This is a genomic window from Streptomyces sp. CB02009 (assembly GCF_001905825.1).
Taxonomy (GTDB): Bacteria; Actinomycetota; Actinomycetes; order Streptomycetales; family Streptomycetaceae; genus Streptomyces.
This window is the reverse complement of the sequence record NZ_LIVV01000006.1, coordinates 1-14,235: the sequence shown is the minus strand read 5'-3', so window position 1 is coordinate 14,235 and position 14,235 is coordinate 1. Positions and strand designations below refer to the sequence as shown.

The 14,235-nt window shown below is 72.0% G+C and carries 12 protein-coding genes; 2 read left to right on the top strand and 10 right to left on the bottom strand.

Going from position 1 to position 14,235, the window contains the following annotated elements:
- The first annotated feature begins 159 nt into the window (after positions 1 to 159).
- Positions 160 to 525: a DUF1304 domain-containing protein gene (locus tag AMK27_RS23870; RefSeq protein ID WP_073911978.1), complete on the top strand. Its 366-nt coding sequence runs from the start codon at positions 160 to 162 to the stop codon at positions 523 to 525.
- A gap of 88 nt (positions 526 to 613) precedes the next feature.
- Here the strand turns inward: AMK27_RS23870 and AMK27_RS23865 are convergent, their stop codons facing one another.
- The 4 genes from AMK27_RS23865 to AMK27_RS23845 all read right to left on the bottom strand — a co-directional run bounded on the left by AMK27_RS23865 (position 614) and on the right by AMK27_RS23845 (position 4,606).
- Entirely contained in the window at positions 614 to 2,878 is a 2,265-nt protein-coding gene (locus AMK27_RS23865; protein WP_198955931.1) for a hypothetical protein, read from the bottom strand.
- A gap of 175 nt (positions 2,879 to 3,053) precedes the next feature.
- A complete protein-coding gene (locus AMK27_RS23855) occupies positions 3,054 to 3,488 on the bottom strand; it encodes a DUF6113 family protein (protein ID WP_073911974.1) in 435 nt (144 codons plus the stop codon).
- Positions 3,485 to 4,375 (bottom strand): N-acetyl-1-D-myo-inositol-2-amino-2-deoxy-alpha-D-glucopyranoside deacetylase, encoded by an 891-nt coding sequence (gene mshB / locus AMK27_RS23850; protein ID WP_073911972.1) that lies wholly within the window; start codon positions 4,373 to 4,375, stop codon positions 3,485 to 3,487. Before mshB ends, AMK27_RS23855 begins: the two co-directional genes overlap by 4 nt.
- Before the next feature lie 36 nt (positions 4,376 to 4,411).
- Positions 4,412 to 4,606 carry a hypothetical protein gene (locus tag AMK27_RS23845; RefSeq protein WP_030320669.1) on the bottom strand — a complete coding sequence of 65 codons (195 nt, stop codon included), beginning with the start codon at positions 4,604 to 4,606 and terminating at the stop codon, positions 4,412 to 4,414.
- A gap of 181 nt (positions 4,607 to 4,787) precedes the next feature.
- Here AMK27_RS23845 and AMK27_RS23840 point away from each other — a divergent pair, with 181 nt between their 5' ends.
- Positions 4,788 to 6,977, top strand: a complete 2,190-nt coding sequence (locus AMK27_RS23840) for a S9 family peptidase (RefSeq protein ID WP_073911970.1) — start codon at positions 4,788 to 4,790, stop codon at positions 6,975 to 6,977.
- A gap of 1 nt (position 6,978) precedes the next feature.
- Here the strand turns inward: AMK27_RS23840 and AMK27_RS23835 are convergent, their stop codons facing one another.
- From AMK27_RS23835 to AMK27_RS23810, 6 genes are all read right to left on the bottom strand, one after another.
- The gene (locus tag AMK27_RS23835; RefSeq protein WP_073913154.1) at positions 6,979 to 7,917 is read right to left on the bottom strand and encodes a hypothetical protein; all 939 of its coding nucleotides are present in this window, start codon (positions 7,915 to 7,917) and stop codon (positions 6,979 to 6,981) included.
- Between the two features lie 192 nt (positions 7,918 to 8,109).
- Positions 8,110 to 9,288: an ABC transporter ATP-binding protein gene (locus AMK27_RS23830; RefSeq protein ID WP_073911968.1), complete on the bottom strand. Its 1,179-nt coding sequence runs from the start codon at positions 9,286 to 9,288 to the stop codon at positions 8,110 to 8,112.
- Positions 9,281 to 10,264 (bottom strand): ABC transporter ATP-binding protein, encoded by a 984-nt coding sequence (locus AMK27_RS23825; RefSeq protein WP_073911966.1) that lies wholly within the window; start codon positions 10,262 to 10,264, stop codon positions 9,281 to 9,283. Before AMK27_RS23825 ends, AMK27_RS23830 begins: the two co-directional genes overlap by 8 nt.
- Before the next feature lie 6 nt (positions 10,265 to 10,270).
- The gene (locus tag AMK27_RS23820) at positions 10,271 to 11,290 is read right to left on the bottom strand and encodes an ABC transporter permease (RefSeq protein ID WP_073911964.1); all 1,020 of its coding nucleotides are present in this window, start codon (positions 11,288 to 11,290) and stop codon (positions 10,271 to 10,273) included.
- Positions 11,283 to 12,206, bottom strand: coding sequence for an ABC transporter permease (locus AMK27_RS23815; RefSeq protein ID WP_073911962.1), 924 nt, complete (start codon positions 12,204 to 12,206; stop codon positions 11,283 to 11,285). Before AMK27_RS23815 ends, AMK27_RS23820 begins: the two co-directional genes overlap by 8 nt.
- A 106-nt stretch (positions 12,207 to 12,312) precedes the next feature.
- Positions 12,313 to 13,938 (bottom strand): peptide ABC transporter substrate-binding protein, encoded by a 1,626-nt coding sequence (locus AMK27_RS23810; protein WP_073911959.1) that lies wholly within the window; start codon positions 13,936 to 13,938, stop codon positions 12,313 to 12,315.
- Positions 13,939 to 14,235: the final 297 nt, after the last annotated feature.

Below are 14,235 nucleotides of genomic sequence, written 5' to 3'. Positions count from 1 at the left end.
TTCCCGGCCCGGAGGCTCCCCCGTCGAGCCTTTTTGATTCTTTTCCGATATCCGGCTCAGGATCCGGAATTAACCGTTCATTCTCGCGAACCGATCGCCCCGCCCGCGTCGCTGCGCGCCTTCCCCCGGCCCCCGGGCACCCGGCGGCACAATGCGGCCATGCCGCTGACCGCAGACATCCTCGTCGCCCTCGTCGCCCTGCTCCACGCCTACATCCTGGTGATGGAGATGTTCCTGTGGGAGAAGGAGACCGGCCGCCGCTTCTCGGGGTTCGACGCGAGGACGGCACGCGAGACCGCCGCGATGGCCGCCAACCAGGGGCTCTACAACGGCTTCCTCGCCGCCGGGCTCGTCTGGGGTCTCATCGCCGACGACCCGATCGCGTTCCGCGTCCGGGTCTTCTTCCTGTCCTGCGTCGTCATCGCGGGCCTCTACGGCGCCGCCACGGCCAACCGCCGCATCCTCTTCGCCCAGGCCCTGCCCGGCGCGCTGGCCCTCTCCGCCGTCCTCGTGGCCCACTACTGAGGCGTCCGCTCCCGGCCGCGTCCCCGCACGCGCCGAGCCCCCGGCCGACGGTCGTCGGGCGGGGGCTCGGAACGCCGTGCTCGGGCGGTCAGCCCTTCGGGTTCAGCTCGATCGTCCTGGTGCGTTCGGCCTTGGTCCTGCCGAGCAGCGCCTCGCCCATCACGGAGGCCACGTCGTCGGCCGAGACCTCCTGCTTGGTGCCGTCGGCCTTGGTGATCATGATGCCCTTGAAGGCGCCGTCGAGGAGCCGCTCGATGGCCTTGGTGTCGTAGACCGGCTCCAGACGGCCGCCGGCCGCCTTCATGGAGAGGATCTGCGGCAGCGAGCGCGCCGGGCCGAACTGGATCTCCCGGCCGCCCGCCCGGATGGTGATGCGGTCGGACATCGCGGGCGTCGCGAACTCCTTCATCGCCCGGTCCACCTCGGCCTTGCTGATGCTCGGCTGACGGTCGGTGACCGGCAGCTCGACCAGCGTGCTCCGGCCGGTCTCCACCTGCGCGCGGAAGGCGTCCCGGACGGAGATCATCGAGCGCTGGACGTCGAGGCCCTTGCCGGCCTTGCCCTCGACGGGCGTCACCTTGTTCGGGGCGAACAGGATCGTGCCCTCGCTCGCCGACGCGGACGTGCCGGCCAGGTCGGCGAGGGTGACCGCGAGCTTCTCCTCGTCGACCGGGAAGACCGGCTTGGCGATCCGCTCGCCGCCGAAGAGGGAGCCGATGACCGAGACGGGGTTGTAGTCGCTGCCCGCGGCGGCGCGGACGGTCTCGACGCTGTCGAGCGCCAGGCCCGCCTTGTCCGGGGCGAGCTGGACCTTCTTGCCGCCGACGCCGAGCTGGAGCGGGGTCCCGGCGCGCTTGCCGAGGGCCGCGTCCAGCTTGTTGACGGCCTCCTCCTTCGTACCGCCGCCGATGTCCACGCCGAGGACCGTGGTCCCCTTCGGGACGTCGGAGTGGTTGAGGAGCAGCCCGGCGCCGTAGGCGACGCCGGCGAGGCCGAGGACTCCGACGGCGGCGAGGACCAGCTTGGAGCGGCCCTTCTTCGCCGGGGCGGCGCGGGTGGGCGCGGGGGCGGGGCGCGGCGCGGGGGCCGGGGCCGTCTGCTCCTCGATGCGGGGGGTGAGGTCGGGTCGGGCCGCCTTCGGCGGGACGACCGGGATGCCGCTGGTGAGGGTGTCGCCGGAGACATGGCCGTGGCCGGCGCCGTCGTCCGGTCGGCCCGGTCCGCGCTGTCCGGCGGGGCCGCCCGGACCGCCCCGGCCGGGGGCGTTGGGCGCGGGGGCCTGCGGGGTGAGGATCGCGGTGTCGTCGGACATGCGGGGAGCGCCGCCGGGTGCTCCGCCGGTACCTCCGCCGGGGAACGGGGAGCCCGTGCCCTGGCCCGGCCCGGAGGCTCCGGCCAGGCCCGCGAGTCCGCCCTGGCCGGGTCCGCCCAGCGACGCGGTGCCCGTGACCGGGCCCGTCGTGGGGCCGGTCGGCGCGGCGGGACCGGGGTACGCGGGCGTGCCGCCGGCCGGGGTGCCCGTGTACATCGGCGTTCCGCCGGGGGGCGTGCCGGTGTACATCGGGGTGCCGGCGGCGGGCGTGCCGTCGTAGAGCGGGTTGCCCGCGCCCGGGTGCGCGGCGCCGGGGTTGCCGTCGTACATCGGCGAGCCGCCGGCGGGGGTCCCGTCGTACATCGGGGTCCCGCCGGCCGGCGTGCCCGTGTACAGGGGGGTGCCGCCGGCGGGCGTGCCGCCGTCGTACAGGGGATTGCCGCCGGGCCTGCCCTGGGTGACCGGGCGGCTCGACGGGGCGTTGCCGACCGTCGGGACGCCGGAGGTCGCGGAGCCGGCGAAGCCGGTGCCCCGGTCGTCGGGTCCGGTGGCGGCCGGGGCGGGCTTCGGGGCCGGGGCGGGCGCCGGGGGCAGCGCGGGCTCGGGGGCCGGGCTCGGGGGCGCCGCCTTGCGGGGCGCGAACCAGTCGCTCGTCTCCTTCGCCTTCGGCGCCTCCTCGGCCTGCGGCGGCTCGGGGGCCGCCGCCTGCTCGGGCTCCGGCTCCGGGGCGGGAGCGGGCTCCGGCGCGGCGGCCGGCGACGCCGTGGGCGACTCGTTGACCGTGGTGCGGACCACGACCGGCGGGATCGGACGCGAACCCGGGATGTTGATCCGGATCCGGGTCGTCAGCGTCGTCTCGGTCTTGGGCTCCTCCGGCGGTGCGGGCGCGCCGGCGGTCTCCTCCGGCGCGTCCTGCGAGGGGTGGAGCGACGGATACTGGCGGGATCCGTACGGCGGTGTACCCGAGGGGTACGCGGCTCCACCGCGCCCCTGGGCGCCGGAGGACGAACTGTCAGTCTCTCGACCAGTTTCACGACTCAAAGCAGGATCTCCCGGTTGGCTCCACCGCCCGCTCTTGCTGATGCTCGTATGACCCGGGCGGTTCGGCGGCGCGCACCACCATACTGGGCGCCGCCGTCACATAGCTGACCCCTGGGTGACTGACGACGGTCAATCCGGCCGAAGTCAGGGCGTCCGCGGTCTCAAGTCGTCCTGTTCACGGGATCGGTCGGGGCAGCCGGGACAGCGTGGTGCACATCACAGCGATCGCCATGCCGCCGAAGAGGTACAGCAGCTCGCCGACGCCTCCGCCGAACACCCCGTCGCCCTCCGGGCGTCCGAAGCTGAGCAGGATGACGGCGACGAGCCAGCCGACGCCGCCCGCGACGACGCCGACCTGGGTCTCGGTGGCCCGCAGTCCGCCGTAGAAGAGGGCGGCGGTCGCGAGGAGGGCGAGGATCAAGCCGACGGGGAGCCAGGCGGCTTGGACGAGGGCGCCGGCGGTTCCGACGAGGACACCGAGGACGGCCAGGCCCGCGTACCAGGCGAATCGGGCGTTACGGGAGACGGTGGACGCGGTGGACACGGTGCGCGCGGCCGGGCCGCGGGGCGGGGTGGGCTTCGCGGGGGTGGCGGGCGGCTTGGGGCTCATGCGCTCACTCCGGCGAAGAGGTCCGTCTCACGAGTGCCCTCGGGGGCGCCGGGGACGCCGCGCACCAACTCGTAGTACTCGGTGGTGAAGATCGGCTGGCCGAGGTCGTTGGAGAGGGCGAAGAACGGGCCGTCGACCGCGACTTGGGTGGCGTGCGCGGCCATCGCCGCGCTCTTGCGGGCCGTGTGCTCGGGTCCCGCGTCGATCTCGGCGGTGATCCGGTCCTCGTCGACGACGCCGGGGACGTCGTCGATCACGGCGGCGGCCGGGAAGGCGGAGCCCTCGGCGCGCAGCCGGGCGAAGCCGGCCTCGGCGACCGGGCGCGGGACCCGGTTCCAGTAGATCTTGGCGATCGCGTGGGCCGGTCCCAGGTCGGGGCGGTAGTCCGGGTGGGCGGCCAGTTCGGCGGCGCGCATGGCGACCCGGTGGGCCTGGATGTGGTCCGGGTGCCCGTAGCCGCCGTCGGGGTCGTAGGTGACGAGGACCTGCGGGCGGGTCTCCCTGATCACCTCGACGAGGTACGGGGCGGCGGTGTCGACGTCCGTGTTCCAGAAGGCGTTGGCGCGCTCGTTCTGCTCGACGCCCATCATTCCGGAGTCGCGGAAGCGCCCGGGGCCGCCGAGGAACCGGTGGTCGGTGACCCCGAGCTCGGCCATCGCGGCGGCGAGTTCGCCGACCCGGTACGGGCCGAGCCGGTCCTCCCGGTCGGGCGCGAGGTGGGCGAGCTCGGGCGGGATGACCTCGCCCTCCTCGCCCAGCGTGCAGGTGACCAGGGTGACGAGGGCGCCCTCGGCCGCGTACCTGGCCATGGTCGCGCCGTTGTTGATCGACTCGTCGTCCGGGTGCGCGTGCACGAGCAGCAGACGGCGGGCGGGGAGATCGGACATGTCCCCACCCTACGAGGTCGGCGCGCGGGGGCGCGCTCAGAACTTGAGGCCGCCCACCATGTTCGCCACGTTCGTGGTGAGGGTGCTGATGGACGGGGCGATGGACGAGCTCGCCAGGTAGAAGCCCAGGAGCGCGCTGATCGCCGCGTGACCAGCCTTCAACCCGGATTTCCGGATCAGAAGGAAGACGACGATCGCCAGCAGCACCACCACGGAGATCGAGAGTGCCACGGCGGTTCACCTCCACACTTCTTCGGTCGGATATTCGAGTGGTTCGGTCGATCAGCATGTGCCAGGGGGCAGGCCCGTCGGATGCATACCCACCTAGCGCTACGGATCATAACTATCCGTGCGGCCGCATCGATCGGCGGACGGAGGCACGAGGGGGGCGCACAGCGCTAGTTTCAGCCGCATGACCTCGTCTCGACAGCAGCCGGCCACACCCCATGCCGGGCTCTCCTTCCCCCGCCGTCACGCCCGTACCCAGCGTTTCACCCTGGGCGTTCCGCGTGCCTTCTCGGTCTCCCCCGACGGGGAGCGCGTCGTGTTCGTCAGGGCCGCGTCCGGCGTGGACCGCACGCACCGGCTCTGGGTCCTCGACCTGCCGCGCGACGGCGCGCCCGTGGAGCGGGTGGCCGCCGACCCCGAGGTGCTGCTCTCCGGCGGCCAGGAGGAGTTGTCGCCCCAGGAGCGGGCGCGCCGGGAGCGGAGCCGGGAGGGCTCGGCCGGTGTCGTGGCGTACGCGGTGGACGCGGCCGTGGAGTTGGCGGCCTTCGCCCTGTCGGGGCGGCTCTTCGCGGCCGAGCTGAGGGCGGGGACGGCGCGGGAGCTGCCGGTGCCGGGGCCGGTGATCGACCCCAGGCCCTCGCCGGACGGACGCCTGGTCGCGTACGTGGCGGAGGGCGCGCTGCGGGTGGTCGGCGCGGACGGGTCGGACGACCGGGAGCTGGCCGTTCCGGAAGAGGCCCACGTGACCTACGGATTGGCCGAATTCATCGCCTCGGAGGAGATGACCCGGGACCGGGGTTTCTGGTGGTCACCCGGCTCGGACCGGCTGCTCGTGGCCCGCGCGGACGACCGGGCGGTGCGGCGCTGGTGGATCGCCGACCCGGCGCATCCGGAACGGGAGCCGCAGCCGGTGGCGTACCCGGCGGCGGGGACGGCCAACGCGGACGTGCGGCTGTTCGTCATGGATCTCGCCGGGGCCCGCACGGAGGTGGTGTGGGACCGGGAGCGGTATCCGTACCTCGCGCGTGTGCACTGGTCGGCGGCCGGGGCGCCGCTGCTGCTCGTCCAGGCGCGGGACCAGCGGGAGCAGCTCTTCCTGGCGGTGGACCCGGAGTCCGGGGAGACGAGGACCGTCCGGGCGGAGCGGGACCCGGTGTGGCTGGAGCTGCTGCCGGGGGTGCCGGCGTGGGCCCCCTCGGGGCCCGGCCCGGAAGGCGCCCGCGACGGGCGGCTCGTACGGCTCACGGACGAGACCGGGGCGCGGGCCCTGGCCGTGGGCGACGAGGTGCTGACGGACGCCGCGCTGCACGTGCGGGCGGTGCTCGACGTCGGGGAGGACGACGTCCTCGTGTCCGCGTCCGCGGGCGCGGAGGCGACTCTCCCGGAGACCGGCGAGGTCCATGTGTACCGGGTGACCGGTGAGGGCGTGGAGCGGCTGTCCGAGGGCGTCGGCGTGCACGGCGCGGTGCGTTCGGGGGCGGTGACCGTGCTGGTGTCGGCGCGGCCGGAGACGCCGGGGAGCGTGGCACGGGTGCTGCGGGACGGCGAGCAGGTCGCGGTGGTGGCCTCGTACGCCCAGGATCCGGTGCTCCGCCCGCGCGTGCGGCTCACGGAGGCCGGCGTGCGGCGGATCCCGTGCGCGGTGCTGCTGCCGTCGGGGTACGCGGACGGTGACGGTCCGCTGCCGGTCCTGATGGATCCGTACGGCGGTCCGCACGGGCCGCGGGTGCTCGCCGCGCACAACACGTATCTGACGTCCCAGTGGTTCGCCGATCAGGGCTTCGCGGTGGTCGTGGCGGACGGGCGGGGCACGCCGGGCCGCTCCCCGGCCTGGGAGAAGGCGATCACGCGGGACTTCGGGCCGACCCTCGACGACCAGGTGGACGCGCTCCAGGGCCTCGCCGGACGCTTCCCGCTGGATCTGGACCGGGTCGCGATCCGGGGCTGGTCGTACGGCGGCTACCTGGCGGCCCGGGCGGTGCTGCGCCGCCCCGATGTGTTCCACGCGGCGGTGGTGGGGGCGCCGGTGACGGACTGGCGGCTGTACGACACCCACTACACCGAGCGGTACCTCGGCACTCCGCAGGACGATCCCGAGGTGTACGCGGCCCAGTCGCTGCTCACCGACGACGGGCTCTCCGCGCCGGAGGTGCCCGTGCGGCCGATGATGATCGTCCACGGTCTCGCGGACGACAACGTGGTCGTCGCGCACGCGCTCAGGCTCTCCTCGGCCCTGCTCGCGGCGGGCCGGCCGCACGAGGTGCTGCCGCTGTCGGGGGTCACCCACATGACGCCGCAGGAGCAGGTCGCGGAGAACCTGCTGCTGCTCCAGGTGGACTTCCTGAAGCGGTCCCTCGGCGGGACGCGGGACTGAGTCACCAGCCGGGCGGCGGCGGGTAGGGCGGGGCCGGGGGCGGCATCCCGGCCGGCGGGTACGGGCTCGGCGCGTCGGCGGGGGCGCCGCGTCCGGCGAGCAGGACGAGCACGGCGATGCCGGCGAGCAGCCCGAAGAAGGCGGTGAGGACGCTCAGCCGGGCGGTGTTCGGGAGGTCCGCGAAGTCGCCGATCATGTCGTAGCGGGTGGTCCTGACGACCTCGGCGAGGCCGCCGGCCGCCAGGAACGCTCCGCCGAGCAGGCCGACGGCCCGGCTGTGGCGGGCCCGTAAGAAGGCGGAGACGGCGCCGGTCCCGTAGAGGGCGACGAGGGTCAGCGACAGCCAGCCGGGCGGGGGCGCGAGGGCCGCCTTCATGATGGACCGGCCGCCGGTGAAGCGGTCGACGGTGATCTCCAGGGGCAGTTCGGTGGCCCAGTACAGCTCCCACAGGGCCACGACGAGCGCGGAGGTCGCGAGGAGGGCTCCGGCGGCGACGGCGGGGCCCGTGCGCGGGCGCGTGGGCAGCGGCTCGTACGAGGCGGTGGCCGGGCGGCGGCCGACGGCGGCGGTGACGACCAGACCGGCGGCGAGGGCGAGTTCGAGGAGGGCGGTGACGAGGGCGCCGGTGTCGGGCTCCCAGAGACCGGGGAGGCGCAGGGCCAGGGTCACGGCGCCGGTGGCGGCGAGCGCGGAGGCCGCGTGCCGGGAGCGGATCGCGGCGGCCGCGGCGGCCGCGGAGACGACGAGCAGCACGGCGTCGACCAGGGAGGTGGCGGACCGTCCCCGGACGAGGAAGTGGTGGTCCCCGGCCCAGTACCGGGCGAGGTCGGCGGGTGAGCCGAGCGCGGCGAGGTCCTTGAGGATCCACACGGCGGCGGTGAGGGCGAGCGCGGCGCACAGCGCGGCGCCCGTGAGACGTGCCGGTCGTGTCACAGTCACGGTCCCGATACTCACGGTCGCCACCAAGCGAAACAAGCGGTTCCGCGAAACCTGTGGGGCGCGGGGAACGCATGGGTCCGGGCCGGGGCGACATGGCGCGCCCCGGCCCGGCTCACGGCACCCGCACGGCCGTACGCTGTGCAGTCTGACCTGTTCGTATATCGGAGCCGATTCGGTGAAGTTGCCGGTGCGTTAAGGCGATTCGGGCTTCCTGAAGGGGTCGTCGCCGTCGCCCCCGTCCTCCGGCGGCGGTGCCGCCGCGGGGCCTTCGCCGCCGGGCTCCGGTGCCGCCGCGGGGCCTTCGCCGCCGGGCGCCGGCGGTGCTCCGGGACCTTCGCCGCCCTCCTCGGTGGGGACGACGTGCTTCTCCTCGGCGAAGTGGCAGGCGGAGTCGTGCTTCGCCGGGCTGTCCGTGAGGCGGAAGACGGCCGGGACGGCGAGCAGCGGGACCTCCAGGGCGCAGCGCTCCTGGGCCTTCCAGCAGCGGGTGCGAAAGCGGCAGCCCGACGGGATGTTGGCCGGGGAGGGGACGTCGCCGGTGAGGATGATGCGTTCGCGGTGGGCGCGCGCCTCGGGGTCGGGGACCGGGACGGCGGAGAGCAGCGCCTGGGTGTAGGGGTGGGTGGGGTGGTCGTAGATCTGGGCGTCGCTGCCGATCTCGACGATCCGGCCGAGGTACATGACGCCGACCCGGTCCGAGATGTGCCGGACGATCGACAGGTCGTGGGCGATGAAGACGTACGACAGGGAGAACTCGGACTGGAGGTTCCCCATCAGGTTGATGACCTGGGCCTGGACGGAGACGTCGAGGGCGGACACGGGTTCGTCGGCGACGATGATCTCGGGCTGGAGGGCGAGGCCGCGGGCGATGCCGATGCGCTGGCGCTGGCCGCCGGAGAACTGGTGCGGGTAGCGGTTGATGTACTCGGGGTTGAGGCCGACGACGTCCAGGAGGTCCTGGACCTTGCGGCGCCGGTCGCCCTTGGGCGCGACCTCGGGGTGGATCTCGTACGGCTCGCCGATGATGTCGCCGACGGTCATGCGCGGGTTGAGCGAGGTGTACGGGTCCTGGAACACCATCTGGATGTTGCGGCGGACGGCCTTGAGCGCGCGGGGGGAGAGTCTGCTGATGTCCTCGCCCTTGTAGCGGATCTCGCCGGACGTCGGTCGTTCGAGGTTGACGAGCATCTTCGCGACCGTCGACTTGCCGCAGCCGGATTCGCCGACGATGCCGAGGGTCTCGCCCGCGCGGAGGTCGAAGTCGACGCCGTCGACGGCCTTGACGGAGCCGACCTGCTTCTTGAAGACGACGCCCTGGGTGAGGGGGTAGTGCTTGTGGAGGTCCCGGACTTCGAGAATCGCCTCAGCCATGGAGGCACTCCTTCCAGAAGTGGCAGGCGCTGGAGCGCTTCACCGGGGACTCGGTCACGTCGTAGAGCGGGGGGACGTCGGTGCGGCAGACGTCCTGGGCCATGGGGCAGCGGGGGTTGAAGGCGCAGCCGGGCGGGATGGCGAGGAGGTTGGGCGGGAGGCCCTTGATCGCGTAGAGCTCCTGGCCCTTCTGGTCGAGGCGGGGGATGGAGTCGAGCAGGCCTCGGGTGTAGGGGTGGGCGGGCGCCTTGTAGATCTCGTGGACGGGGGCCTGTTCGACGATCCGGCCCGCGTACATGACGGCGATCTTGTCGGCGACGTCGGCGACGACGCCGAGGTCGTGGGTGATGAGGATGAGGCCCATGTTGAGTTCGCGCTGGAGCTCGGCGAGGAGGTCCATGACCTGGGCCTGGACGGTGACGTCGAGGGCGGTGGTGGGCTCGTCGGCGATGATCAGCTCGGGTTCGAGGGCCAGCGCCATCGCGATCATGATGCGCTGGCGCATGCCGCCGGAGAACTGGTGGGGGTACTGGCCGACGCGTTCCTTGGCGGCGGGGATGCGGACCCGGTCCATCAGTTCGACGGCCTTGGCCTTGGAGTCCTTGCGGGACATGCCCTGGTGGACCTGGAACATCTCGCCGAGCTGGTCGCCGACGCTGAGCACGGGGTTGAGCGAGGACAGCGCGTCCTGGAAGACCATCGCCATCTTGGCGCCGCGGATCTTGCGCCGCTCGTCCTCCTTGAGCTTCAGCAGGTCCTGGCCCTGGAAGAGGATCTCGCCCTGGCTGATCCTGCCCGGGGGGACGTCGAGGATGCCCATCACGGCCTGGGCGGTGACGGACTTGCCGGAGCCGGACTCGCCGAGGACGGCGAGGGTCTCCCCCGCGTCGACGGAGTAGTCGACGCCGTTGACGGCCTTGGCCACGCCGTCGCGGGTGTGGAACTCCACGTGCAGGTCGCGCACTTCGAGCAGCATGGGTCCCTACCTCAGCTTCGGGTCGAGGGCGTCGCGGACGGCGTCGCCGAGCATGATGAAGGCGAGCACGGTGATGGCGAGCGCGCCGGCCGGCCAGAGCAGCATGTGCGGCGCGTTGCGGATGTACTGCGACGCCGAGGAGATGTCGATGCCCCAGGAGACGGTCGGCGGCTTCAGGCCGACTCCGAGGTAGGACAGGGTCGCCTCCAGCGCGATGTACGTGCCGAGGGCGATGGTGGCGACGACGATCACCGGGGCGATGGCGTTGGGCGTGATGTGGCGGAGCATCATCCGGGAGTTGGAGGCGCCGAGGGCCCGGGCCGCCTGCACGTAGTCGTTCTGTTTGGCGGTGATGACGGAGCCGCGGGCGATGCGGGAGAGCTGCGGCCAGCCGAGCAGCACCATGAAGCCGATGACGGGCCAGACGGTGGAGCTGGTCACCACGGAGAGGAGCACCAGGCCGCCGAGGACGACGGGGATGGCGAAGAAGACGTCGGTGATGCGGGAGAGGACGCCGTCCCAGGCGCCGCCGAAGAAGCCGGCGAGACCGCCGAGGATGCCGCCGAGGACGGCGACGCCGAGGGTGGCGAGGACGCCGACGGTCACGGACGTCCGGGCGCCGTAGACGGTGCGGGTGTAGACGTCGCAGCCCTGGCCGTTGAAGCCGAAGGGGTGGCCGGGCTGGGAGCCCTCCTGGGCCTTGGCGAGGTCGCAGTCGAGGGGGTCTCCGGAGGCGATCAGCTGGGGCCAGATGGAGATGACGACCAGGAAGAGGATCACCAGCGAGGAGATGATGAAGATCGGGTTCCGGCGCAGGTCGCGCCAGGCGTCGGACCACAGGGAGCGGGGCTTCTTGTCCGATCCGGTGCCCAGCGGGCCGCCGGGTGCCCGCCCGTCGGCGGCGGACGGACTCTGTTCCAGGGTCTCGCCCTCGGCGGTCGCGAGATCGGAGGCGCCGCCGGCGCCGGTGGGCGCGATGGCCTGGCCCTCTTCGTACGACTCAAGCGGCTCGGGCTGCTCAGGCATAGCGAATCCTCGGGTCAAGGACGGCGTACAGGAGGTCGACCAGGAGGTTGGCCAGCAGGAACACCAGCACGAGGATGGTCACGAAGCCCACCACGGTCTGGGTGTTCTGGCGGACGATGCCCTGGTAGAGCTGGTAGCCGACGCCGTGGATGTTGAAGATCCGTTCGGTGACGATGGCTCCGCCCATGAGGGCGCCGACGTCGGCGCCGATGAAGGTCACGACGGGGATGAGGCTGTTGCGGAGCAGGTGCCGGCTGATGACCCGGCGGCGGGGCAGGCCCTTGGCGACGGCGGTGCGGACGTAGTCGGCGCGCTTGTTCTCGGCGATCGAGGTCCGGGTGAGCCGGGTGACGTAGGCCAGCGAGACCGAGGCGAGGACCAGGCCGGGCACGATGAGTTCGCTGAAGGTGGCCTCGGGTGAGACGGCCGGCTTGATCCAGCCCCATTTGACGCCGAGGAGGAGCTGGACGAGGAGGCCGGTGACGAAGGTCGGGACGGAGAGGACGACCAGGGTCAGCAGCAGGACGGTGGTGTCGACGGGGCGGCCGCGCTTGAGGCCGGTGACCACGCCGAGGCTGATGCCGATGACGATCTCGAAGAGGATCGCGACGATGGTGAGCCGGATGGTGACGGGGAAGGCGCTGGCCATCAGTTCGGTGACGGGCTGCCCGTTGAAGGCGGTGCCGAAGTCTCCGGTGAAGACGTTGCCCATGTAGGTGAGGTATTGCTGCCAGACGGGCTTGTCGAGGCCGAACTCCTTCTCCAGCTGGGCGGCGGTCGCCGGGTCGCACTGGCGGTCGCCGCACAGTCCGGCGATGGGGTCGCCCATCACGTTCACCATCAGAAAGATCAACAGCGTCGCGCCGAAGAAGACCGGGATCATCTGCAGCAGCCGCCGGATCACGTATCGACCCATGGGGGGGCTCCGGGGGTTGGCTCCGGGGAGAGGGTTGTGGAAGGCGTACGGCCCGGCGGCGCGGGGGTCCGCGGGCCGGGCCGTACGCCGCCGACCTGCTACGACGTCAGTTGACCTTGATCTGGTCGTAGACCGGGACGCTGAACGGGTTCAGGGAGACGTTGCTGACCCGCTCCGAGTAGCCGGCGCTGCCGTTCTGGTACCAGAGCGGAATGGCGCCCATGTCGTCCCTGAGGACTTCCTCGGCCTGCTGGAACAGCCCGATGGCCTTCGCGGTGTCCGCCTCGGCGTTGGCCTCGTTCACCAGCTTGTCGAACTGGGGGTCGGAGTACTTGCCGTCGTTGGACGAGGCGTTGGTGTAGTACAGCGGCTGGAGGAAGTTCTGGATGAGCGGGTAGTCCATCTGCCAGCCGGCCCGGAACGGGCCGTCCATCTTCGACTGGGTGACCTGGTTGCGGAAGTCGGCGAAGGTGCCGACCGGGTTGCCGACGCAGGCCTTGTTGTTGCCGAGGGCGCGGTTGATGGAGTTGCAGACCGCGTCGACCCATTCCTTGTGGGAGCCGGTGTCGGCGTTGTACGAGATCTTCATGGTGCCGCCGGGGATGCCGCCGCCCTCGGCGACGAGCTTCTTCGCCTCGTCGGCGTCGTACTTGCAGAAGTCGCCGCAGATGTCCTTGAAGCCGCCGTCCTCGCCGAGGACCGGGGAGGTCCAGTCGACGGCGGGGGTCCGGGTCTTCTGGAAGATCGTGTCGGTGATCTGGTTCCGGTCGATCGCCATGGAGAGGCCCTGGCGGAGCTTTTCCTGTCCGGGCTTGTTCCAGGCCGGGTCGTAGAACGGGAACGACAGGGTCTGGATGATGCCGGCGGGGACGTTGATGTACCGGTCGCCGAGGTCGGCCTCGACGTTCTTGAGCTGGGAGGCGGGGACGTCGTCGACGAGGTCGAGGTTGCCGGCCGTCAGGTCCGTGTAGGCGGTGTTGTTGTCGGTGTAGACCTTGAGGGTGATGCCGCCGTTCTGGGCCTTGTCGGTGCCCGGGTAGGCGTCCCAGCGCTTGAGGGCCATCTGGGAGCCCTTGGAGTACGAGTCGACGGCGTACGGGCCGTTGCCGATCGGCTTCGACAGCCAGGCCTGGCGGTCGTCGAAGAAGGCCTGGGGCAGCGGCGAGAAGGCCGCGTAGCCGAGGGTGATGGGCCACGTGGAGAACTTCTGGGTGAGCTTGACCGTGAAGGTCTGGGGGCCGGTGACCTTGAGGCCCGACATGGACGTGGCGGACGGCTCGCCCTTCTCGGGGTGGACCTTGTCGTAGCCCTCGATCTGGCCGAAGAAGTAGGCGTTCTTCTGGTTGTTCTTCAGATCGGCGCCGTAGTTCCACGCGTCGACGAAGGACTTGGCGGTCACCTTCTCGCCGTTGGAGAAGGTCCAGCCGTCCTTGACCGTGATGGTGAAGTTGATCGAGTCGGTGGTCTCGATCTTCTCGGCGAGCATGTCCTTGGCCTCGCCGGTCTTCGGGTCGTACTGCTTGAGTCCCCGGAAGATCATGGAGAGGACCTTGCCGCCCTGGACCTCGTTGGTGTTGGCGGGCTCCAGCGGGTTCTGCGGGTCGCCCCACGAGGAACTCACGATGCCGTCGGCTCCGCCACCGCCGCTGTCGTCGCCGCCACCGCAGGCGGTCGCCGCGAGGGCGACTGCGGTGGCCAGAGCGGCCCACTTGGCGTGCGTGGCTCCGCGCATGGAGTGCCTCCCGAATGTCCTCAGTATGACTTAGGCCCCAATATCACCTGATATTGACGGGGCTGCACTTTTACGGCCGCCGGACGGTGGCGGGCGCTGCGGGAGGAGACGGTGGCGGGGACGGCGAAGGGCGCTGCGGGAGGGGGACGGTGCCGGGCGCGACGAAGGGTGCTCCCGGAGGAGACGGTGGCGGGGACGGCGAGGGGCGCCCCGTTCCGTGGGTACGGAACGGGGCGCCCTTCGAGGTGTCTGCCGGTCGGTGCGTCAGTGCACCGGGACGACCTGCTTCTCCTCGGC